Origin of the sequence: Marinobacter sp. CA1 (assembly GCF_020546665.1) — a bacterium.
GTDB classification, from domain to species: Bacteria; Pseudomonadota; Gammaproteobacteria; order Pseudomonadales; family Oleiphilaceae; genus Marinobacter; species Marinobacter xestospongiae.
Window position 1 is genome coordinate 639,869 of sequence record NZ_CP071785.1, and the last position, 21,346, is coordinate 661,214.

Sequence of the window (21,346 nt, forward strand, 5' to 3'; positions counted from 1 at the left end):
CCATCAAGGCTCTCAGGTCGAGAGGGGGAAAGTGTTCGTGGCGAGTTCAGTGATGGGTCGCCTGCCCCTTGGTAAACATCTCCCGGGCGTGAGCAATGGTCTGCTCCGTCATATCCACCCCGCCCAGCATTCGTGCCACTTCGTTGATCCGTTCATCGTCTCCCAGGGTTTCGATGCGGGAGTAGGTGGCGTCCTTCTGTGTGAACTTGCTGACAAACAGGTGCTGATGGCATTGCGCCGCCACCTGCGGCAAGTGCGTCACGCACAATACCTGGCCGTTGCCGCCGAGCGTGCGCAGCAGTCGGCCGACCACTTCCGCGGTACCGCCGCCAATGCCCACATCGACTTCGTCAAACACCAGCGTGGGGGTGGTGGAGGTCTGTGCTACCACCACCTGAATCGCCAGGCTGATCCGTGACAGTTCGCCGCCGGAGGCCACTTTGGCCAGTGGGCGTGCTGGCTGGCCGGGGTTGGCGCTGACCAGAAACTCGATGTCCTCCTGGCCGTGGGGGCCGGGTTCGTCGTGACTGTTACTGCTGAGGCGGGTGACGAACTGTACTGAGGGCATGCTGAGTTGCTGCAGTTCCTCGGCAATTCGCAGGTCCAGGGTGGCCGCCGCTTTTTGGCGGGCTTCTGACAGCTGAGTCGCCAGAGTCTGGTAGGTCTGTCTCCGCTCTTCCAGTTCTGCCTCCAGCTGCTCCAGGCTGCCAGCACCGCCATCAAGTTCGGCCAGTTCCTGGCTCAATTTGCGATGCAGCTCGGGCAGCTCTTCCGGTGGTACCCGGTGTTTGCGAGCCAGTTGGTAGATGGCGCTCAGTCGTTCCTCCACTTCTGCTAGTCGGGCCGGATCGGCGTCATAGTCTTCAACGAACCGGCGCAGGTTATCACCGGCTTCGGCAGCCTGGATTTGGGCTTCATTGAGCATCTGCAGGGTGTCGGCAAGCGCCGGCACTTCAATCGGGAGCTGCTCCAGCTGGTTCAGTGCCTGTCGCAGCAGGCTGGCTGCGCTGTTGTCGTCCTCGCTGCACAGCAAGGCGGCCTGATGGCTGCGGTGCATCACGCTTTCGGCGTGCCCGAGCTGCTCCTGCTCGGCCTCCAGCTGTGCCTGTTCACCGCCCTCCAGGGCCAGTCGGTCCAGCTCTTCCACCTGATAACGCAGCAGTTGCAGGCGGGCTTCGGCTTCGTCCGCGTTCTGGCGGCGCTTCTCAAGGGCGTCCCGGATTTGCTGCCAGGTCTTCCAGGCTGCCCGGGTCTGGTCGGCCAGGGGCAGGGCGCCGGCGAACTCGTCCACTAGCTTGCGGTGGGTGTCCTTGCGTAGCAGGGACTGGTGCTGGTGCTGGCTGTGAATGTCCATCAGCAGGGCGCCCAGCTCTTTCAGGTGTGCCAGTGGGCAGGGTTGGCCATTGATGTAGGCTCGAGACCGGCCATCTTTGCTGATGGTGCGACGGAGAATGCAGTCATTCTCATCATCGAGTTCGTGATCTGCGAGCCAGGTCCGGGCCTCGTCGATCCGGCTGACGTTGAACGATGCCGTGATGTCCGCCCGCTTGGCACCGTGTCGCACCGCCCCGGCGTCAGCCCGGCCGCCCATGGCCAGTCCGAGGGCGTCCAGCACAATGGATTTGCCGGCCCCGGTTTCTCCGGTCAGCGCGGTCATGCCTGCCTGGAACTGAAGCTCCACCCTTTCGGCGATGGCGTAATTGGTGACGGTCAGATGGGTCAGCATGCGGGGTCCTCCTGGATCGATGCGACGGATTCACTGTGAATCTATACAGTTGCTGTGAATATATACAGGCTTTTGCTGGTTTGCAAATGTTCAAATCGCAGGTTTCGGGTGGTTGAAACCCGTCAATTGGGCCCCATATCGTTCGGCAACGAGATTTACCGGTGACGCTGTCCCGGAACGCCAACTTGAATTGAGGGCCGTGACGGCCAGAAACGAACCAGCAGGAGTTGCCAATGAGCGCCGACGAGAACCGCAATGAGCAGGTGGAAGAGGAACTGAAGCAGCCGGAAGACGCCGAGCTGGAAACGCCGGAAAGCGACCCTGCGGGCGAGGCGTCGGCGGACGATACCGAGGCTCTGCAGGCCCAGCTCCAGGAAATGAAGGATCAGGTGCTGCGGACCCAGGCCGAGATGCAGAATGTCCGTCGTCGTGCCGAGATCGATGTCGAGAAGGCGCACAAATTCGCGCTGGAGAAGTTCGTCAAGGAACTGCTACCGGTGGCGGACAGCCTGGAGAAGGCGGTGGAGAGCACCGAATCCCAGAACCTGGATAGCGAGGCGCTGGCCTCCATTCGCCAGGGGGTTGAGATGACGCTGAATCTGTTCCTGTCCAGCCTGCAGAAGTTCAAGGTGGAGCAGATCAACCCGGAAGGCGAGCCGTTCGATCCCCAGAGCCATGAGGCGATGTCCATGGTGCCGGCGCCGGGCGCCGAGCCCAACAGTGTGGTGTCGGTGATCCAGAAAGGCTACAGCCTCAATGAGCGGCTGGTGCGTCCCGCCATGGTGGTGGTGGCGAAAGCCGAAGATGGGCCAAAAATCGACGAACAGGCTTGAAAACTTTTTGCTGGCGCCAATATAGGCAGTAAACGGGTGGCGCCCCGGGCCGACAGGCCCCGGAAGAGCAGCGGGCAGAATGCCGGAACCGGATGACATAACGAATTTGGAGTGAATCAATGAGCAAAATTATTGGTATCGACCTGGGAACCACAAACTCCTGTGTGGCCATCATGGATGGCGACAAGGTCAAGGTGATCGAGAACGCTGAAGGCGATCGCACCACCCCGTCCATCATCGCCTACACCGACGATGGCGAGACCCTGGTGGGCCAGTCCGCCAAGCGTCAGGCGGTGACCAACCCGGCGAACACCCTGTACGCCATCAAGCGTCTGATCGGTCGTCGCTTTGAAGACAATGTGGTCCAAAAAGACATCAAGATGGTGCCGTACACCATCGCCAAGGCGGACAACGGTGACGCTTGGGTGGAAGTGAAAGGCCAGAAGATGGCGCCGCCGCAGGTGTCCGCCGAAGTGCTGAAGAAGATGAAGAAGACCGCTGAGGACTACCTCGGTGAGACGGTCACCGAAGCGGTGATTACCGTCCCGGCCTACTTCAACGACAGCCAGCGTCAGGCCACCAAGGACGCCGGCAAGATTGCCGGTCTGGAAGTCAAACGGATCATCAACGAACCGACCGCCGCGGCCCTGGCCTATGGCCTGGACAAGAAGAGCGGTGACCGTACGGTGGCGGTTTATGACCTGGGTGGTGGTACCTTCGACCTGTCCATCATTGAGATTGCCGATGTGGACGGTGAGCACCAGTTCGAGGTTCTGGCCACCAACGGTGACACCTTCCTGGGTGGTGAAGACTTCGACATGAAGGTCATCGAATACCTGGCGGACCAGTTCAAGAAGGACAGCGGTATTGACCTGCGTGGTGATTCGCTGGCAATGCAGCGTCTGAAAGAGGCGGCAGAGAAGGCCAAGATCGAGCTCTCCAGCAGTCAGCAGACCGACGTCAACCTGCCGTATGTGACCGCCGATGCGTCTGGTCCCAAGCACATGAACGTCAAGCTGACCCGTGCCAAGCTGGAGTCTCTGGTTGAAGACCTGGTCCAGCGCAGCCTGGAGCCTTGTAAAGTGGCCCTGCAGGACGCCGGCATGAGCGGCTCTGAAATCGACGAAGTGATTCTGGTTGGTGGTCAGACCCGGATGCCGCTGGTGCAGGAGAAGGTTAAAGCGTTCTTCGGCAAAGAGCCGCGTAAAGATGTGAACCCGGACGAAGCCGTAGCCATGGGTGCGGCGATTCAGGGTGCGGTGCTTTCTGGCGATGTTAAGGACGTACTGCTGCTGGACGTTACCCCGCTGACCCTGGGCATCGAGACCATGGGTGGTGTGGCGACGCCGCTGATCGAGAAGAACACCACGATTCCGACCAAGAAATCGCAGACCTTCTCCACCGCGGACGACAACCAGACGGCAGTGACCATTCACGTCGTTCAGGGTGAGCGCAAGCAGGCTACCCAGAACAAGTCCCTGGGCCGTTTCGACCTGGCGGACATTCCTCCGGCGCCGCGCGGTGTGCCGCAGATTGAAGTGACCTTTGACATCGATGCCAACGGTATCCTCAACGTGTCCGCCAAGGACAAGGCAACCGGCAAGGAGCAGTCCATCGTGATCAAGGCCTCTTCCGGTCTGAGCGAGGACGAGATCGATAAGATGGTCAGCGATGCCGAGGCCAACGCCGATGAGGATCGTAAGTTTGAGGAGCTGGTGCAGGCCCGCAACCAGGGGGATGCCATGGTTCACACCGTGCGCAAGACTCTGAGCGAGGCCGGCGACAAGGTCAGCGACAGCGAGAAAGAGTCCATCGAAGCCGCCATCAAGGACCTGGAAGAGGCCCTGACCGGTTCCGATAAAGACGACATCGAAGCCAAGACCCAGAAGCTCACCGAAGTGTCTTCCGAGCTGGCACAGAAGATGTACGCCGAGCAGGCTGAAGCCCAGCCGGGTGATGCTGGTGCCCAGGCGGGCGGCGAGCAGGCTTCCGGCTCTGCGGACGATGCCGTGGACGCCGAGTTCGAAGAAGTGAAAGACGACGACAAGCGCTAATCCGCGCATTGTCGAAGTCAGAAAAACGCGGGGAGTCGCTTCCCGCGTTTTTCCTCGTTTAGGGGGTGCGCTAGAATGCCGGGCCGCCCCGTCGGTGAGGTGCTCCAGTTGGAGTATCCAGGCGATCAACAGAAGTCAGAACGGTTTCCGGAGATCCGGGAGCAAAAACAGGGTTAGAAAGCATGGCCAAGCGCGATTACTACGAGATTCTCGGAATTTCCCGGGAAGCGGATGAGAAGGAAATCAAGCGGGCATACCGTAAGCTCGCCATGAAGTACCATCCCGACCGCAATCCGGACGATGCGGATGCCGAGAACAAGTTCAAGGAGGCCAGCGAAGCATACGAAGTACTGGCCGATCCCCAGAAGCGTAGCGCCTATGACCAGTTTGGTCATGCCGGTGTCGACGGTCAGGCCGGCGGCGGCTTTGGCGGCGGTGGCGCGAGTTTCTCCGACATCTTTGGTGACGTGTTCGGTGATATCTTCGGCGGCGGTGGTGGTGGTCGTGGTGGCCGCAATACCCGTGGTGCCGATCTGCGCTATACCCTGGCTCTGGACCTTGAGGAAGCCGTCAAGGGCAAGACTGTCAAGATTCGGGTGCCGGGACACGTCGAGTGTGATCACTGCGACGGCTCCGGTGCCGAACAGGGCTCCCACCCGGAGACCTGTACCACCTGTAACGGCATGGGCCAGGTCCGCATGCAGCAGGGATTCTTCACCGTTCAGCAGGCCTGTCCGACCTGTCGTGGTGCCGGCAAGATCATTAAGAACCCCTGTAAGGTCTGTCATGGTGTCGGCCGGGTTCAGGAGGAGAAGACGCTGTCGGTGAAAGTGCCGCCAGGTGTGGATACCGGAGATCGTATCCGTCTGGCGGGTGAGGGTGAAATGGGCGTGGATGGTGGTCCTCCGGGGGATCTTTATGTCCAGATCGACGTTCGTGAGCACTCCATCTTTACCCGTGATGGCCGCAACCTTTACTGTGAAGTGCCGATCAGCATTGTTGATGCCAGCCTGGGCGGCGAACTGGAAGTGCCCACACTGGATGGTCGGGTGAAGCTGAAAATTCCGCCAGAAACCCAAACCGGCAAACTGTTCCGGCTGCGTAACAAGGGCGTCAGCCCGGTTCGCGGTGGTCCTGCCGGCGATCTGCTGTGCCGGGTCATGGTGGAAACCCCGGTAAACCTGACCAAGCGCCAGAAAGAGTTGCTGGAAGAGTTCCAGCAAACCCTGGACGCTGGCAACGGTACTCACCACGCTCCGAAGAAGACCTCCTGGTTTGAAGGGGTTAAGAGCTTTTTTGACGAAATGAAATTCTGAGGGCGGAGCAGATGAGGGTAGCGATCATTGGTGCGGCTGGCCGCATGGGCAAGGTGTTGATTGAGGCGGTGGATGACGCTGAGGGTCTGACTCTGGGTGCTGCCATTGTTGAGCCGGGCAGCAGTCTGGTCGGTGCCGATGCAGGTGAAATGGCCGGTATCGGCAAGATGGGGGTGTCCCTGGTGTCGTCATTGGACGAGGCCTGTGACGCCTTCGATGTGTTGGTGGACTTTACGTTCCCGGATCTGACCCTGGCCAACGCCCGTTTCTGTCAGGAACACGGCAAGGCCATGGTGATTGGCACCACCGGTATGACGGACGCTGAGAAACAGCAGTTGGCAGTGGCGGCCGAGTCGGTGCCGGTGGTCTTTGCGCCGAACATGAGTGTTGGCGTGAACGTGGTGCTGAACCTGCTGCGCACGGCAGCTGAAGTGTTGGGTGACGATTACGATGTGGAGATCATCGAGGCCCATCACCGTCACAAGAAAGACGCCCCCTCCGGCACAGCGCTGCGGATGGGTGAGGTGGTTGCTGATGCGCTGGGGCGAGATCTGGCCGAGTGCGCCGTGTATGGCCGAGAAGGGTTCACCGGTGAGCGTTCGCAGAAGGAGATCGGCTTTGAGACCATTCGTGGTGGCGATGTGGTCGGGGATCATACTGTGCTATTTGCCGGCATTGGTGAGCGTATCGAGGTTACCCACAAGGCCAGCAGCCGAATGACTTTTGCCAAGGGCGCGGTACGGGCGGCCAGATGGCTGAGTGGGCGGCCTGCCGGTTTGTACGATATGCAGGACGTGCTCGCGCTCAAAGACTGAGCGCGCCTGCAATCGCCGTGGACAGTAAGTCGCCAAAATTCTATAATAAGGCGGTTTAACTGCACTAAGCGTAACAAGCAGCCGTAGTTGACAACAGGACCTGGCATGGCAACGCATGCCAGGCATCGGGAAAGCGGGACGGAGTGAAAGACTCCCTCTCGCTTTTTTGCGACCTGAATTTGGCCTTTCACGGCCAGGTCGCCACGTTGGGGACCCCGCGCGCAACCGTTTAGAATAACGGTAGGGTCCGGCCCGATTCGCAACTGACGACACGCCACTCGATGAGGATACACGCCTTGAGTACTCACGCCCTGAGCTCCCCAAACCTGAGAACCCCGGCAATCCTGGCTCTCGCAGATGGAAGCCTGTTCTACGGAACCGCCATCGGCGCGGACGGAGAAACCAGTGGAGAGGTGGTGTTTAACACCGCCATGACCGGATATCAGGAAATCCTGACCGATCCGTCCTATGCCCGCCAGATGGTTACCCTGACTTATCCTCACATCGGTAACACCGGCGTCAATGAAGAGGATGTGGAGTCCGACCGTATCCATGCCGCCGGTCTGATTATCCGAGATCTGCCCCTGCTGGCCAGCAACTGGCGAAGCACCAATACGCTGGATCAGTACCTTCGCAACAACAACGTGGTGGGTATTGCCGATATTGATACCCGCCGCCTGACCCGGATTCTCCGGGACAAGGGCTCGCAGAACGGTGCCATCGTGGCGGGTGCCGACGCGACGCCAGAGCGTGCCCTGGAATTGGCCAAGGCCTTCCCCGGTCTGAAAGGTATGGACCTGGCGAAAGAGGTCACCGCTGACAAGAGCTGGCAGTGGAGCCAGACCGAGTGGGATCTGAGCAGTGGTTACGGTGAACGTACCGAGTCCCGCTTCAAGGTGGTGGCCTGGGATTATGGGGTCAAACTCAACATCCTGCGCATGCTGGCCGCACGGGGTTGTGATATCACGGTAGTGCCGGCCACCACACCGGCTGCCGATGTGTTGGCGATGAATCCGGATGGCATCTTCCTGTCCAATGGCCCGGGGGACCCAGAGCCCTGCGATTACGCTATCCAGGCCATTCGTGAAGTGCTTGAGACCGAGACCCCGGTCTTCGGCATCTGCCTGGGGCATCAGCTGCTGGCTCTGGCCAGTGGCGCCAAGACCCTGAAGATGGGGCATGGCCACCATGGCGCCAACCACCCGGTTCAGGATCTCGCCAGTGGCACTGTGATGATTACCAGCCAGAACCACGGCTTTGCGGTCGACGAAGCCAGTCTTCCGGCAAATATTGAGGCGACTCACAAGTCCCTCTTTGACGGTACGCTGCAGGGAATCCGACGTACCGACAAACCCGCGTATAGCTTCCAGGGTCACCCGGAAGCCAGCCCCGGCCCCCACGATGTGGCGCCTCTGTTCGATGAATTTATCCGGCTGATGGACGCTGCCCGGGGCTGAGCCCCGGTCCCAGCGCCAAGCTGTGTTCGAACATTATTAGCGCCGCCCTCAGGGCTGCAAGAATCCAACGTTGCTGACAGGTTTATCGACGACATGCCAAAACGTACTGACATCCAGAGTATCCTGATCCTGGGCGCGGGCCCCATTGTGATCGGCCAGGCCTGCGAGTTTGACTACTCCGGCGCCCAGGCCTGTAAGGCGCTGCGGGAAGAGGGCTACCGGGTGATTCTGGTGAACTCCAACCCGGCCACCATCATGACCGACCCGGCGATGGCCGATGCCACCTACATCGAGCCCATCACCTGGAAGACGGTCGCCAAGATCATCGAGAAAGAGAAGCCGGACGCGCTGCTGCCCACCATGGGTGGCCAGACCGCCCTGAACTGCGCCCTGGATCTGGAGAAGCACGGCGTTCTCGCCGAGCACGGCGTGGAGATGATCGGTGCCAATGCCGACACCATCGACAAGGCCGAAGACCGCGACCGCTTCGACAAGGCCATGAAGTCCATCGGCCTGGAATGCCCCCGTGCCGAGATTGCCCACACCATGGAAGAAGCCTGGGGCGTGGCGGAGCGCATCGGCTATCCCTGCATCATCCGGCCCTCGTTCACCATGGGCGGCTCCGGTGGCGGCATCGCCTACAACCGTGACGAGTTTGAGGAGATCTGCCAGCGCGGCCTGGATCTGTCGCCCACCAACGAGCTGCTGATCGACGAATCGCTGATCGGCTGGAAAGAGTACGAGATGGAGGTGGTGCGGGACCGCAACGACAACTGCATCATCGTCTGCGCCATCGAGAACTTCGACGCCATGGGCGTGCACACCGGCGACTCCATCACCGTGGCCCCGGCCCAGACCCTGACCGACAAGGAATACCAGATCATGCGCAACGCCTCGCTGGCGGTGCTGCGTGAGATTGGTGTGGAAACCGGCGGCTCCAACGTCCAGTTCGGCATCCATCCGGACACTGGCCGCATGGTGGTGATCGAGATGAACCCGCGGGTGTCCCGTTCCTCGGCGCTGGCCTCCAAGGCTACCGGCTTCCCCATCGCCAAGGTGGCCGCCAAGCTGGCCATTGGTTACACCCTCGATGAGCTGCGCAACGAGATCACCGGTGGCGTCACCCCGGCCTCGTTCGAGCCCAGCATCGACTACGTGGTCACCAAGATCCCCCGTTTCACCTTCGAGAAGTTCCCTCAGGCCGACGCCCGCCTGACCACCCAGATGAAATCGGTGGGTGAGGTGATGGCCATCGGCCGCACCTTCCAGGAGTCCATGCACAAGGCCCTGAGAGGGCTGGAAGTGGGCTCCGAAGGCTTTGAGCCCCAGGTCGACCTGGCCACCGAAGACGGCCGCGAAACCCTGATCCGCGAACTCAATGAGCCGGGCGCCGAGCGCATCTGGTACATCGGCGACGCCTTCCGCAGCGGCATGACCGTGGAAGACGTGTTCCAGCACACCAAGGTGGACCCCTGGTACCTGGTGCAGATCGAAGACATCATCCTGGAAGAAGAGGCGCTCAAGCAGGCCGGCAAGGCCGACATCGACCGCGACACCCTGTTCCGCCTCAAGCGCAAGGGCTTCTCCGACGCCCGCCTGGCCAAGCTGCTGAGCCTGTCCGAAGAGAGCCTGCGCAAGCTGCGTCACGACCTGGACGTGCGCCCGGTGTACAAGCGGGTGGACACCTGTGCCGCCGAGTTTGCCTCCAGCACCGCCTACATGTACTCCACCTACGAGGAAGAGTGCGAGGCCGACGCCACCGATCGCGACAAGATCGTGGTGATCGGCGGTGGCCCCAACCGCATCGGCCAGGGCATCGAATTCGACTACTGCTGTGTCCACGCCGCCCTGGCCATGCGTGAGGATGGTTATGAAACCATCATGATCAACTGCAACCCGGAAACCGTGTCCACCGACTACGACACCTCCGATCGTCTGTACTTCGAGCCGATCACCCTGGAGGACGTGCTGGAGATCGTCCGGGTGGAGCAGCCCAAGGGCGTGATCGTGCAGTACGGTGGCCAGACCCCGCTGAAACTGGCCCGCGGCCTGGAAGCGGCCGGCGTGCCCATCATCGGCACCAGCCCTGACGCCATCGACCGCGCCGAGGACCGCGAGCGGTTCCAGCAGATGATTGGCCGCCTGGGCCTGCTGCAGCCGAACAACGCCACCGTGCGCAGCCACGAGGAAGGTGTGCTGGCAGCCCGTGAGATCGGTTACCCGCTGGTGGTGCGGCCGTCCTACGTGCTCGGTGGCCGGGCGATGGAAATCGTCTACAACGAGGAAGAACTGGTGCGCTACATGCGCAACGCGGTGCTGGTGTCCAACGACAGCCCGGTGTTGCTGGATCACTTCCTCAACGCTGCCATCGAGGTGGACATCGACGCCATCTGCGACGGCAAGGACGTGGTCATCGGCGGCATCATGCAGCACATCGAACAGGCCGGGGTGCACTCCGGTGACTCCGCCTGCTCGCTGCCACCGTACACCCTGCCTGCCGACGTTCAGGACCAGATGCGCGACGCCGTCCGCAAGATGGCCATTGAGCTTGAGGTGGTGGGTTTGATGAACGTTCAGCTGGCGTGGCAGGATGGCCAGATCTACGTCATCGAAGTGAATCCGCGGGCCTCGCGGACGGTGCCGTTCGTGTCCAAGGCCATCGGCGTGTCCCTGGCGAAGGTGGCGGCCCGCTGCATGGCCGGTACGTCACTGGTTGAGCAGGGCTTTACCCAGGAAATCGTGCCGTCGTACTACGCGGTGAAGGAATCGGTGTTCCCGTTCAACAAGTTCCCGGCTGTGGACCCGATCCTGGGACCGGAGATGAAATCCACCGGTGAGGTCATGGGCCTGGGCGACAGCTTTGATGAGGCCTTTGCCAAGGCCGCTTTGGCGGTCGGTGAGCGGTTGCCGGAGAAGGGCACTGCGTTCATGTCGGTACGGGATGTGGATAAAGCCGGCGCGGCGGAAGTGGCTCGCGATCTGATCGCCGCCGGCTTCCAGCTGGTTGCCACCACTGGCACGGCCAAGGCTCTGCGCGATGCCGGCATTAAGGTGGAGACGGTCAACAAGGTCCGTGAAGGCCGCCCGCATATTGTGGACGCCATCAAGAATGGCCAGGTTCAGTTGATCATCAACACCACCGAGGGCCGCAAGGCCATCTCTGACTCGGCGCAGATCCGGCAATCGGCTCTGCAGTCGAAGGTTACCTACACAACGACGCTGGCGGGCGGTGAAGCGCTTTGCCGCGCCATTAATTTTGGTCCGGAGCGCACCGTTCGTCGGCTCCAGGATCTGCATGCAGGAAAGTAAGACTATGACAACCCGTGTACCCATGACCAAAGCTGGTGAGGTCAGTCTCCGTGAAGAACTGCACCAGCTCAAGACCGTTGAGCGCCCCCGCGTGATCGAAGCGATTGCGGACGCCCGCGAGCACGGTGATCTCAAGGAGAACGCCGAATACCACGCCGCCCGCGAGCAGCAGAGCTTTATTGAAGGCCGTATCCAGGAAATCGAGGGCAAGCTGTCCTCGGCCCAGGTGATCGACGTCACCACCATGGAGAACACCGGCAAGGTGGTCTTTGGTGTGACGGTTCACCTGCTGAACGTGGATACGGATGAGCAGGTCAAGTACCAGATCTGTGGTGAGGATGAGGCCGACATCAAGGCTGGCAAAATCTCCATTTCATCACCCATCGCTCGCGCCCTGATTGGCAAGAGCGAAGGCGATGTGGTGGCGGTACGGGTACCGTCCGGCACCGTGGAGTACGAGATCGAAGAGGTCGAGCACATCTGAGCATGTGTGTGCAGGTTCTCCGTCGCCGGCGACAGACAGGCCGGCGGTTGGGGAGCCAATAAAAAACCGGCAGCGGGACAGACCCGGTGCCGGTTTTTTATTGCCGCTGCGGTGGCGTCGATTAACCTTGCTGGCGCAGCAGGTTGGACAGCTTGGGGTTGGGCTTCTTGGCGCGACGCAGGACCACAGCGATCTTGCCAATGGTTTGAACCAGCTCGGCACCGGATTCCGCGCAGAGCGCCGCAATGATTTCCTGGCGCGCCTCGCGATCCGGGTTTGCGACCTTGACCTTGATCAGCTCATGATCGTCGAGAGCTCGGTCCAGCTCCTGCTGGAGGCCCTCGGAGAGGCCCTTGTCGCCGATGATAATCACCGGTTTGAGTGAATGGGCAATGCCCCGGTATGCGCGGCGCTGTTCAGGTGACAGGCTCATGATCAAGTCCTTCAATGGGTGCCATAAAAAACGTCAGCGGCACATCGGCCGTCAAACCCTTATAATCGAGGCATTGTACCAGATCGCATGATCCTGGAAATTGCCGTATCCACCTATCAGTGCGCCGGGAGGTTCTGCTTGGCACGTTCTAAATCCAGTGGTCGTTGGCTTAAGGAACATTTTGACGATGTTTGGGTCAAGAAGTCCCAGGCGGATGGCTATCGCTCAAGAGCCAGTTACAAGCTGGTGGAGCTGGATCAGAAAGATCAGTTGTTCCGCCCTGGGCAGTTGGTGGTGGACCTTGGCGCGGCGCCTGGCGGCTGGTCACAGGTGGCCATGGAGCGGGTCGGTGATCAGGGCACGGTGATCGCCAGTGACATCCTGGCAATGGACCCGATTGCCGGCGTCACGTTTGTTCAGGGCGACTTCACCGAGCAGTCGGTGTTCGACGAATTGATGTCGACTCTGGGTGAGCGTCGCGCAGACGTTGTAATTTCCGATATGGCACCCAATATGAGTGGCATGGCTGCCGTTGATATCCCCAGCGCCATGGGCCTGGTTGAGCTGGCGTTGGATATGGCCAGCCAGGTGCTCAAACCCAATGGGGTGTTTGTGGCGAAGGTTTTCCAGGGTGAGGGCTTTGATCAACTGCTGCAGGACATGCGCGGTTCGTTCAAGACCGTCGTCAGTCGCAAGCCGGATTCCTCTCGCGCTCGGTCCCGGGAGATCTACCAGGTCTGCAAGGGCTTTCGTGGGTAACTAGGCCAACTGTGTCGAGGGTGCCGATTACCCGCCGACAAGATTGGTTACCGACTGACCTTGTCGTTTTACCCGGGCTGACCAAAGGGTAACGAAAAAACCGCCAAGGGCGGATCATACGCGAAGGCCACTTATGGTGGAGCGGCGTATAATTGGTGTAAGGTGTCGATAAAGGCCAGCTTTGCGGCGTTGCCGGCAATGGGGTCTTTCAATTCACAGGTGACGATCCTTGAACGATATGGCAAAAAATCTGGTTCTTTGGCTGATCATAGCCGCCGTCCTGTTGATGGTGTTTCAGAATTTCTCACCCAACCCTACGGGGCAACAGGTAAATTATTCCCAGTTTGTACAGATGGTACAGCAGGGGCAGGTACGTCAGGTAACCATCGACGGCCTGGAAATCCAGGGCACCCGTGGTGATGGTTCCCGCTTCCAGACCATCCGTCCCCAGGTTGCCGACAACAAACTGATGGACGATCTTCTGGCCAACCAGGTGGAAGTCGTTGGCAAGGAGCCTGAGCGTCAGAGCCTGTGGACGCAGCTTCTGGTTGCGGCATTCCCGATTCTCATCATCATTGCTCTGTTCGTGTTCTTCATGCGCCAGATGCAGGGTGGCGGTGGCGGCAAAGGACCGATGTCTTTTGGCAAGAGCAAAGCCCGCTTGATGAGTGAGGATCAGATCAAGACCACCTTCTCCGACGTTGCTGGGGTCGACGAGGCCAAGGAAGACGTCAAAGAGATCGTTGACTTCCTGCGGGATCCGAGCAAGTTCCAGCGTTTGGGCGGCCGTATTCCCAAGGGGGTGCTGATGGTGGGGCCTCCGGGTACCGGTAAGACCCTGTTGGCCAAGGCCATCGCCGGGGAAGCCAAGGTGCCGTTCTTCTCCATCTCCGGTTCCGATTTCGTAGAAATGTTCGTCGGTGTGGGCGCATCCCGCGTTCGCGACATGTTCGAGCAGGCCAAGAAACAGAGCCCTTGCATCATCTTCATCGACGAAATCGATGCCGTTGGTCGCCATCGTGGCGCAGGCATGGGCGGTGGTCACGATGAGCGGGAGCAGACCCTTAACCAGTTGCTGGTTGAAATGGACGGCTTTGAGGGCAACGAAGGCGTTATCGTCATTGCCGCCACCAACCGTCCCGATGTCTTGGACCCGGCGCTGCTGCGCCCAGGCCGTTTCGACCGTCAGGTTGTGGTCAGCCTGCCGGACATCATCGGCCGGGAGCAGATCCTGAAAGTGCACATGAAAAAGGTGCCGCTGGCGGATGGCATTGAGCCGAGCGTGATTGCCCGCGGTACACCCGGCTTTTCCGGTGCGGACCTGGCCAACCTGATCAATGAGGCCGCGCTGTTCGCCGCCCGCCGCAATCAGCGTCTGGTGTCGATGGAAGAGCTGGAGCTGGCAAAAGACAAGATCATGATGGGTGCCGAGCGCAAGTCCATGGTGATGAATGAGAAAGAAAAGCGGAACACGGCCTACCATGAGGCCGGGCACGCCATTGTCGGACGTCTGATGCCCGAGCATGATCCGGTGTACAAGGTCAGCATTATCCCCCGTGGCCGTGCCCTGGGTGTGACCATGTTCCTGCCGGAAGAGGACAAGTACAGCCATTCCAAGCGTTACCTGATCAGTTCGATCTGCAGTCTGTTCGGTGGTCGGATCGCTGAGGAGCTGACGCTCGGGTTTGAGGGGGTCACCACCGGTGCCTCCAATGACATTGAGCGGGCGACTGGCCTGGCCCGTAACATGGTGACCCGCTGGGGGTTGTCGGAAAAGCTGGGGCCGCTGCAATACGATACCGACAGCGAGGAGCCTTTCCTGGGTCGCTCTGCCGGTCAGAGTCATACGGTCTACTCTCCGGAAACAGCTCAGCGAATCGATGAAGAAGTACGCAATATCATCGATGAATGCTACGAGAAAGCCCGTCAGTTGCTGATCGATAATCGCGATAAGCTGGATCTGATGGCCGATGCCCTGATGAAGTACGAGACCATCGATCGTCACCAGATTGATGACATTATGGAAGGTCGCACGCCGCGACCACCCAGAAGCTGGGGGGATAATGGTCCCAGTGGGGGCGCGGCGGTTGAAGAGCCGGTATCGGAACCAGCCGCTGGCGATGATCGCCAGTCCGGTGGGGTTGGCCGGCCTGCCGGGGAGCACTGACCGGCACCTCGGTGTTGGCTTCCCTGAACGCTGAGAGCAGTACGCACAACGCCGCCCGTCCGGGCGGCGTTTCTGTTTGTTAAGTGGAAATACACGTACGACCATGCCGGGCGGTTGATGAGCTTGCCCGGCGCTTGCTGATCCAAGAGGCTGAGATGGAAATGAACTTTGCCGGCCGGGTGCTGGATATGTCCCGGTGTCATGTCATGGGGATTCTGAATGTCACGCCGGATTCATTCTCCGATGGTGGGCGCTTCAACCGTCTGGACGCTGCCCTGGATCAGGCGCGCCGGATGGCGGACGCCGGCGCGGTGTTTATCGATGTTGGCGGCGAATCCACCCGGCCTGGTGCGGCGGAGGTCTCGGAGCAGGAAGAGTTGGATCGGGTATGTCCGGTGGTTGAGGCGATTGGCCGCGAACTTGAGGTGGTGGTGTCTGTGGATACCAGTTCGCCAGCGGTGATCACCGAGACGGCCCGCTTGGGCGCCGGGCTGATCAACGACGTTCGGGCACTGAGTCGGGACGGTGCCGTTGCAGCGGCCGCAGCCAGCAAACTGCCGGTCTGCCTGATGCATATGAAGGGCAAGCCCCGGGATATGCAGGTTCAGCCACGGTACGACAATGTCCTTCGGGAAGTCAGTGCCTTTCTGATGGCGCGAGTAAGGGAGGTGGAAGCTGCGGGTATTGCGCCAGAACAGGTGCTGCTGGACCCGGGCTTCGGTTTTGGTAAGAGCCTGGAGCACAATCTGCAGTTGCTGGCCACGATGGAACAGTTGCAGGTGTTGGGTTATCCGCTTCTGGTGGGGATGTCACGTAAGAGTATGCTGGGTCACATTACCGGCCGTGACGTGGATGAACGGTTGTCTGCGAGCGTGGCGGTGGCGACAATAGCGGCGATGAAGGGCGCGTCGGTCATTCGGGTGCATGACGTGCCGGAGACGGTGGATGCGGTTAAGGTCGTTGCAGCGATGGAGGAATCGGCACAATGAGCGACAGAAAGTATTTTGGGACCGACGGGATTCGTGGTCGTGTAGGTGAAGCGCCGATTACTCCGGATTTCATGTTGCGGCTGGGCTGGGCGGCCGGCCAGGTATTCAAGCGAGAGGGTCAGCGCAACAGTGTGTTGATAGGCAAGGATACCCGGCTGTCCGGGTATATGTTTGAGTCGGCGCTGGAGGCCGGGCTCTCAGCCGCCGGCGTTGATGTGAAGTTGCTGGGCCCCATGCCGACTCCGGCCATTGCCTATTTGACCCGAACTTTCCGGGCGTCTGCGGGCATTGTCATCAGTGCCTCCCACAACCCCCACCATGATAACGGCATCAAGTTCTTTTCGGCGGCTGGTACCAAGCTGGATGACGCCCTGGAGGCGGAAATTGAACGCTGGCTGGACCTCCCCATCCAGGTGGCGGATTCCGCCGACCTTGGGAAAGCCAGTCGTATCGATGACGCGCCGGGGCGTTACGTTGAGTTCTGCAAGAGCACCGTGCCCAATGAGTTCACTCTGGAGGGGGTGAGGTTGGTGCTGGATTGTGCCCATGGGGCGACTTACCACGTGGCGCCCAAGGTCTTTCGCGAGCTAGGGGCCAAGGTTTCAGTCATCGGTGGTGAACCGGATGGTCTCAACATCAACCTGGCGGTCGGTTCCACCAATCTCGACCGCTTGCGGGAGACCGTGCTTGCGCAGGGCGCTGACCTGGGAATTGCTTTTGACGGTGATGGTGACCGGGTGATGATGGTGGATTCGGACGGTGCCGAAGTCGATGGCGATGAGTTGCTGTACATCCTGGCTGCCGAACGCCAGGCATCGGGCAAACTCAAAGGGGGAGTGGTCGGCACCCTGATGACCAATCTCGGGGTCGAGCTGGCGCTGCAGGAGCGGGGGATTCCCTTTGAGCGGGCGAAAGTTGGTGACCGCTACGTCATGGAATGTCTGGTGAAGAACGACTGGGTACTGGGGGGCGAAGGTTCCGGACACATGGTCATCCGGGATCGCACGACCACTGGCGATGGTATTGTGTCGGCATTGCAGGTGCTGGTGGCCGGCTGGACCTCCGGCTGCTCTCTGAAGGCCTTGCGGGAAGGTGTGAACAAGCTGCCTCAGCATATGGTCAACGTCAGGGTGGCGGAGCGCTTTGATCCGCTGTCCCGGGATGATGTGCGGACGGCGGTCGACCAGGCTGAGCAGGCGTTGGGTGCGAACGGCCGGGTACTGCTGCGGGCTTCAGGCACCGAGCCGCTGATTCGGGTAATGGCGGAAGGACGGGACGCTGGGCAGATTGGTCGAATCGCGGAAGAGCTGGCGGAGGTGGTTCGCCAGTCCAAGGCGTGAAATTTCGGCGGGCGGTTGTCTGGCAGGGGAGACTGCTGTATAGTTCGGCCTCCCTTGTGTCAGGGGGCTGATATGCGCCAAAAGATTGTTGCTGCAAACTGGAAAATGAACGGGTCCGAAGAAATGGTTCGGACGTTGCTCAAAGATGTAAAATCCGGTGTTGCAGGCCTTGATAAAGGTGTTGAGGTTGTTATTATTCCTCCCTCTCTTTATCTTCGCGATGTGCAGCAGGAAGTTAAAGGCAGTCAGCTTAAGCTGGGAGCGCAGAATGTTGCTCGCTGGCAAGCCGGTGCTTATACCGGGGAAGTGGCTGCAGGCATGTTGAGTGACTTTGGTTGTCGCTATGTCTTGGTCGGTCACTCCGAGCGGCGTCAGTTGTTCGCGGAATGCGAAGAGGTCGTCGCCGAGAAACTCCAGCAAGTGCTGGAAGCGAATTTGACGGTCGTGCTCTGTGTTGGTGAAACGCTGGAGCAGCGACAAGCCGGGCAGGCTGAGCAAGTCGTGTGTGAGCAGTTGAGCTCTGCACTGGTAGGTCTGCGAGGCGAGCAGTGGCAGCAAGTGGTTGTGGCTTATGAGCCAGTCTGGGCAATCGGTACCGGCAAAACGGCAACCGCAGAAGACGCCCAGTCAATGCATGCTGTTATGCGTAAGCAATTGGCAAAGCTGGGTGCGCCCGCAGAGGAAATTACGCTGCTTTATGGTGGCAGCGTGAAGCCCGAAAGCGCAGTCGGACTGTTTCAGCAGCCGGATGTCGATGGTGGCCTGATTGGTGGCGCATCGTTGGTAGCTGCTGATTTTGTCGAAATCTGTAGGGCGCTCGAAGCGCCGGATGCGGTCAACTGATCGCACCAGCTAGATAGACAGAGAGTCGTTATGGAGTGGTTGGAAACACTGGTTGTCGTAGTGCACGTGGTGATCGCCGTCGCTCTGGTGGGTCTGGTTCTGATTCAGCAGGGAAAAGGGGCGGATGCTGGTGCAGCCTTCGGGGGCGGAGCGTCCCAGACGGTATTCGGCAGTCAAGGCAGTGGTAGCTTTCTGACTCGGATGACCACGTTCCTCGCGATCGTGTTCTTTGTGACAAGTTTTTCCTTGGCGATTTTCGCCAAGCAGCGTGCGGAAGTGGCTGGCGATGCTGGCATTCCGGTGGTCGAGGAAGTTTCGGTCGACGCTGAGCAGCCTGCACTTGAAGAGGGTGCGGCTCAAACCGAGGATGCGGCAGGTAATGATCTGCCGGAACTCGAGTAAGTTATTGCCGAAGTGGTGGAATTGGTAGACACGCTATCTTGAGGGGGTAGTGGCGTAAGCCGTGCCGGTTCAAGTCCGGCCTTCGGCACCATCTTAAAACGGTTTGGGTTTCCAAGCCGTTTTTTTTGGTCAGTCCTTGACCAGTGGCGGTGAGGTACTTATACTCCGGCCACGTTCGATGCGGTTTTCCGGTGATTTCGAGCCGGAGCTCGTGATGACAGGCCAGGTGTCTGTCTGCAGGGAGCGCGCAAGCGCAGCTTTCCCTGTACGTTCTTGCAACAAAGGGCCCCGGATTAAGGGGCTTTTTGATTAAGGGGCCTGGCAAATGGCCCTGGTGCATAAAAAGGGCTGATTAACAGCCCTTTTTTTGTTTTAGGGCACAGAAAATGATGGAGACGGGATAACCTTGTCAGCCAAGTTAAGTAAGCTTGAAGAAATGCTGCGGCCTGTAGTGGAAGGGTTGGGGTATGAGTTTTGGGGAATGGAATACCGTTCCCGTGGCCCTCAGCCGATGTTGCGGCTGTTTATCGACGATGCCGAGAACGGTATCGGTGTCGATGACTGTGAGAAAGTGAGTCGCCAGGTGAGCGGCGTGCTGGATGTGGAAGACCCTATCCAGAGTGAGTACACCCTCGAAGTTTCCTCCCCGGGCATGGATCGGCCTCTGTTCCGACTTGAACAGTACCAGGCTTATGCCGGCCACAAAGTCCAGATCCGGCTACGCATGGCGTTCGAAGGACGCCGTAAGTTCCAGGGCCTGCTTAAGGGCACCGAAGGTGGCGATGTGGTAGTGATCGTGGATGATCACGAGTACCTGTTGCCCTTCGACAGCATTGAGCGCGCCAACATCATTCCGGTATTCAAGTAAGTCGTCTGACTGCGAGTCTATTTCAGGTTAAGGGCAGGGTAATCCAATGAGTAAAGAGATCTTGCTGGTTGTAGAAACCGTCTCGAACGAGAAGGGCGTTGAAAAAGACGTCATCTTTGAGGCGATTGAGCTGGCGCTCGCCACCGCCGCCAAGAAACGTTACGAGGATGAAGAGGCCGATATCCGCGTTTCCATTGACCGCCGTACCGGAGAGTACGAAACCTTCCGTCGTTGGCTGGTGGTGGATAACGACGCGGTTCCTGCTCTGGGTACCGAACTCACGCTGCAGGAAGCGGAAGAAATCGATACGGAGCTCAAGCCCGGTGACCTGCACGAAGAGAAGGTTGAGTCCGTGGCCTTTGGCCGGATTGGTGCCCAGGCGGCCAAGCAGATCATCTTCCAGAAAGTGCGGGAAGCTGAGCGTACCAAGATCGTCGACAGCTACCGTGACCGGGTGGGTGAACTGGTGTCCGGCACCGTCAAGAAGGTGACCCGTGACAACGTCATCGTTGATTTGGGCAGCAACGCCGAAGCGCTGCTGCCCCGTGATCAGCTCATCCCCCGTGAAACTTTCCGCATGGGCGACCGTGTGCGTTCGCTGCTGCTGGAAATCCGCACCGATCATCGCGGCCCGCAGCTGATCCTCAGCCGTACCGCGCCGGAGATGCTGATCGAGCTGTTCCGTATTGAAGTGCCGGAAATCGCTGAGGATCTGATCGAGATTCGCGGTGCAGCCCGTGATCCCGGCTCCCGTGCCAAAATCGCCGTCAAGACCAACGACCGCCGTATCGATCCGGTCGGTGCCTGCGTCGGTATGCGCGGCTCACGGGTACAGGCTGTGTCCAATGAGCTCGGCGGCGAGCGCGTCGACATTGTGCTGTGGGACGACAACCCGGCTCAGCTGGTGATCAATGCCATGGCACCGGCGGAAGTGGCTTCCATCGTGATGGATGAAGATCGCAACACCATGGATGTCGCTGTCGCCGAAGACAACCTGGCCCAGGCCATCGGCCGTAACGGTCAGAACGTTCGCCTGGCCAGCGAGCTGACCGGCTGGACCCTCAATGTGATGACTGAGGAAGAAGCCGGCGAGCGTCAGGAACAGGAATACAATCGTCTGCTGAGCCACTTCACGGAAAACCTGGATGTGGACGAAGAGTTTGCCGGAGTTCTGATCGAGGAAGGCTTTACTTCCATTGAGGAAGTGGCTTATGTCCCGATGGAAGAAATGCTGGCGATTGACGGGTTTGATGAAGACACCGTCACAGAATTGCGTCGTCGTGCCAAGGACGTCCTGCTGAACAAGGCACTGGCCGACGAGGAAGCGCTGGAAGGTCGTGAGCCGGCAGAGGACCTGCTGACGATGGACGGCATGGATCGTGCCCTGGCGTTTAAGCTGGCGGGGCTGGGTGTCCAGACCATGGAAGACCTCGCGGAGCAGTCTGTTGACGATCTGCTCGAAATCGAAGGTATGGATGAAGAGCGCGCTGGCCAGTTGATCATGGCAGCACGTGCGCCCTGGTTTCAGGACCAGGCTTAATCGGGAGGAGG

At 59.8% G+C, this 21,346-nt stretch carries 17 protein-coding genes and 1 tRNA gene; 16 read left to right on the forward strand and 2 right to left on the reverse strand.

Features of this window, described 5'->3' with window-relative positions:
* Positions 1 to 46: 46 nt before the first annotated feature.
* Positions 47 to 1,726: a DNA repair protein RecN gene (recN, locus tag J2887_RS03000; protein WP_227173974.1), complete on the reverse strand. Its 1,680-nt coding sequence runs from the start codon at positions 1,724 to 1,726 to the stop codon at positions 47 to 49.
* A gap of 233 nt (positions 1,727 to 1,959) precedes the next feature.
* Here recN and grpE point away from each other — a divergent pair, with 233 nt between their 5' ends.
* The 7 genes from grpE to greA all read left to right on the forward strand — a co-directional run bounded on the left by grpE (position 1,960) and on the right by greA (position 11,994).
* Complete coding sequence (grpE, locus tag J2887_RS03005) at positions 1,960 to 2,559, forward strand: nucleotide exchange factor GrpE (protein ID WP_227173975.1); 600 nt, start codon at positions 1,960 to 1,962, stop codon at positions 2,557 to 2,559.
* Positions 2,560 to 2,678: 119 nt separating this feature from the next.
* On the forward strand, positions 2,679 to 4,613 hold the full coding sequence (gene dnaK / locus J2887_RS03010) for a molecular chaperone DnaK (protein WP_227173976.1): 1,935 nt from the start codon (positions 2,679 to 2,681) through the stop codon (positions 4,611 to 4,613).
* A 182-nt stretch (positions 4,614 to 4,795) separates the two neighbouring features.
* Positions 4,796 to 5,929 (forward strand): molecular chaperone DnaJ, encoded by a 1,134-nt coding sequence (gene dnaJ, locus J2887_RS03015; RefSeq protein ID WP_227173977.1) that lies wholly within the window; start codon positions 4,796 to 4,798, stop codon positions 5,927 to 5,929.
* Between the two features lie 11 nt (positions 5,930 to 5,940).
* Positions 5,941 to 6,744 carry a 4-hydroxy-tetrahydrodipicolinate reductase gene (gene dapB, locus J2887_RS03020; protein ID WP_227173978.1) on the forward strand — a complete coding sequence of 268 codons (804 nt, stop codon included), beginning with the start codon at positions 5,941 to 5,943 and terminating at the stop codon, positions 6,742 to 6,744.
* A gap of 326 nt (positions 6,745 to 7,070) precedes the next feature.
* Positions 7,071 to 8,201 carry a glutamine-hydrolyzing carbamoyl-phosphate synthase small subunit gene (gene carA / locus J2887_RS03025; RefSeq protein WP_227176036.1) on the forward strand — a complete coding sequence of 377 codons (1,131 nt, stop codon included), beginning with the start codon at positions 7,071 to 7,073 and terminating at the stop codon, positions 8,199 to 8,201.
* Positions 8,202 to 8,294: 93 nt separating this feature from the next.
* On the forward strand, positions 8,295 to 11,510 hold the full coding sequence (carB, locus tag J2887_RS03030; protein WP_227173979.1) for a carbamoyl-phosphate synthase large subunit: 3,216 nt from the start codon (positions 8,295 to 8,297) through the stop codon (positions 11,508 to 11,510).
* A gap of 4 nt (positions 11,511 to 11,514) precedes the next feature.
* Positions 11,515 to 11,994, forward strand: coding sequence for a transcription elongation factor GreA (gene greA, locus J2887_RS03035; RefSeq protein ID WP_227173980.1), 480 nt, complete (start codon positions 11,515 to 11,517; stop codon positions 11,992 to 11,994).
* 121 nt (positions 11,995 to 12,115) lie between these two features.
* Here the strand turns inward: greA and yhbY are convergent, their stop codons facing one another.
* Positions 12,116 to 12,427: a ribosome assembly RNA-binding protein YhbY gene (yhbY, locus tag J2887_RS03040; protein ID WP_228752837.1), complete on the reverse strand. Its 312-nt coding sequence runs from the start codon at positions 12,425 to 12,427 to the stop codon at positions 12,116 to 12,118.
* Between the two features lie 138 nt (positions 12,428 to 12,565).
* Here yhbY and rlmE point away from each other — a divergent pair, with 138 nt between their 5' ends.
* From rlmE to nusA, 9 genes are all read left to right on the forward strand, one after another.
* Complete coding sequence (gene rlmE / locus J2887_RS03045) at positions 12,566 to 13,186, forward strand: 23S rRNA (uridine(2552)-2'-O)-methyltransferase RlmE (protein WP_227173981.1); 621 nt, start codon at positions 12,566 to 12,568, stop codon at positions 13,184 to 13,186.
* A gap of 229 nt (positions 13,187 to 13,415) precedes the next feature.
* Positions 13,416 to 15,353: an ATP-dependent zinc metalloprotease FtsH gene (gene ftsH / locus J2887_RS03050; protein ID WP_228752838.1), complete on the forward strand. Its 1,938-nt coding sequence runs from the start codon at positions 13,416 to 13,418 to the stop codon at positions 15,351 to 15,353.
* Positions 15,354 to 15,508: 155 nt separating this feature from the next.
* A complete protein-coding gene (gene folP / locus J2887_RS03055; protein WP_227173982.1) occupies positions 15,509 to 16,342 on the forward strand; it encodes a dihydropteroate synthase in 834 nt (277 codons plus the stop codon).
* Entirely contained in the window at positions 16,339 to 17,682 is a 1,344-nt protein-coding gene (gene glmM / locus J2887_RS03060) for a phosphoglucosamine mutase (RefSeq protein ID WP_227173983.1), read from the forward strand. The genes folP and glmM overlap by 4 nt, the downstream gene beginning before the upstream one ends.
* Positions 17,683 to 17,754: 72 nt before the next feature.
* Positions 17,755 to 18,525: a triose-phosphate isomerase gene (tpiA, locus tag J2887_RS03065; RefSeq protein ID WP_227173984.1), complete on the forward strand. Its 771-nt coding sequence runs from the start codon at positions 17,755 to 17,757 to the stop codon at positions 18,523 to 18,525.
* A gap of 30 nt (positions 18,526 to 18,555) precedes the next feature.
* Entirely contained in the window at positions 18,556 to 18,927 is a 372-nt protein-coding gene (secG, locus tag J2887_RS03070; RefSeq protein ID WP_227173985.1) for a preprotein translocase subunit SecG, read from the forward strand.
* Between the two features lie 6 nt (positions 18,928 to 18,933).
* Positions 18,934 to 19,018: transfer RNA gene (locus J2887_RS03075), tRNA-Leu, on the forward strand.
* Positions 19,019 to 19,333: 315 nt separating this feature from the next.
* Positions 19,334 to 19,795 (forward strand): ribosome maturation factor RimP, encoded by a 462-nt coding sequence (rimP, locus tag J2887_RS03080; RefSeq protein ID WP_227173986.1) that lies wholly within the window; start codon positions 19,334 to 19,336, stop codon positions 19,793 to 19,795.
* 46 nt (positions 19,796 to 19,841) lie between these two features.
* A complete protein-coding gene (gene nusA, locus J2887_RS03085) occupies positions 19,842 to 21,335 on the forward strand; it encodes a transcription termination factor NusA (protein WP_227173987.1) in 1,494 nt (497 codons plus the stop codon).
* Positions 21,336 to 21,346: the final 11 nt, after the last annotated feature.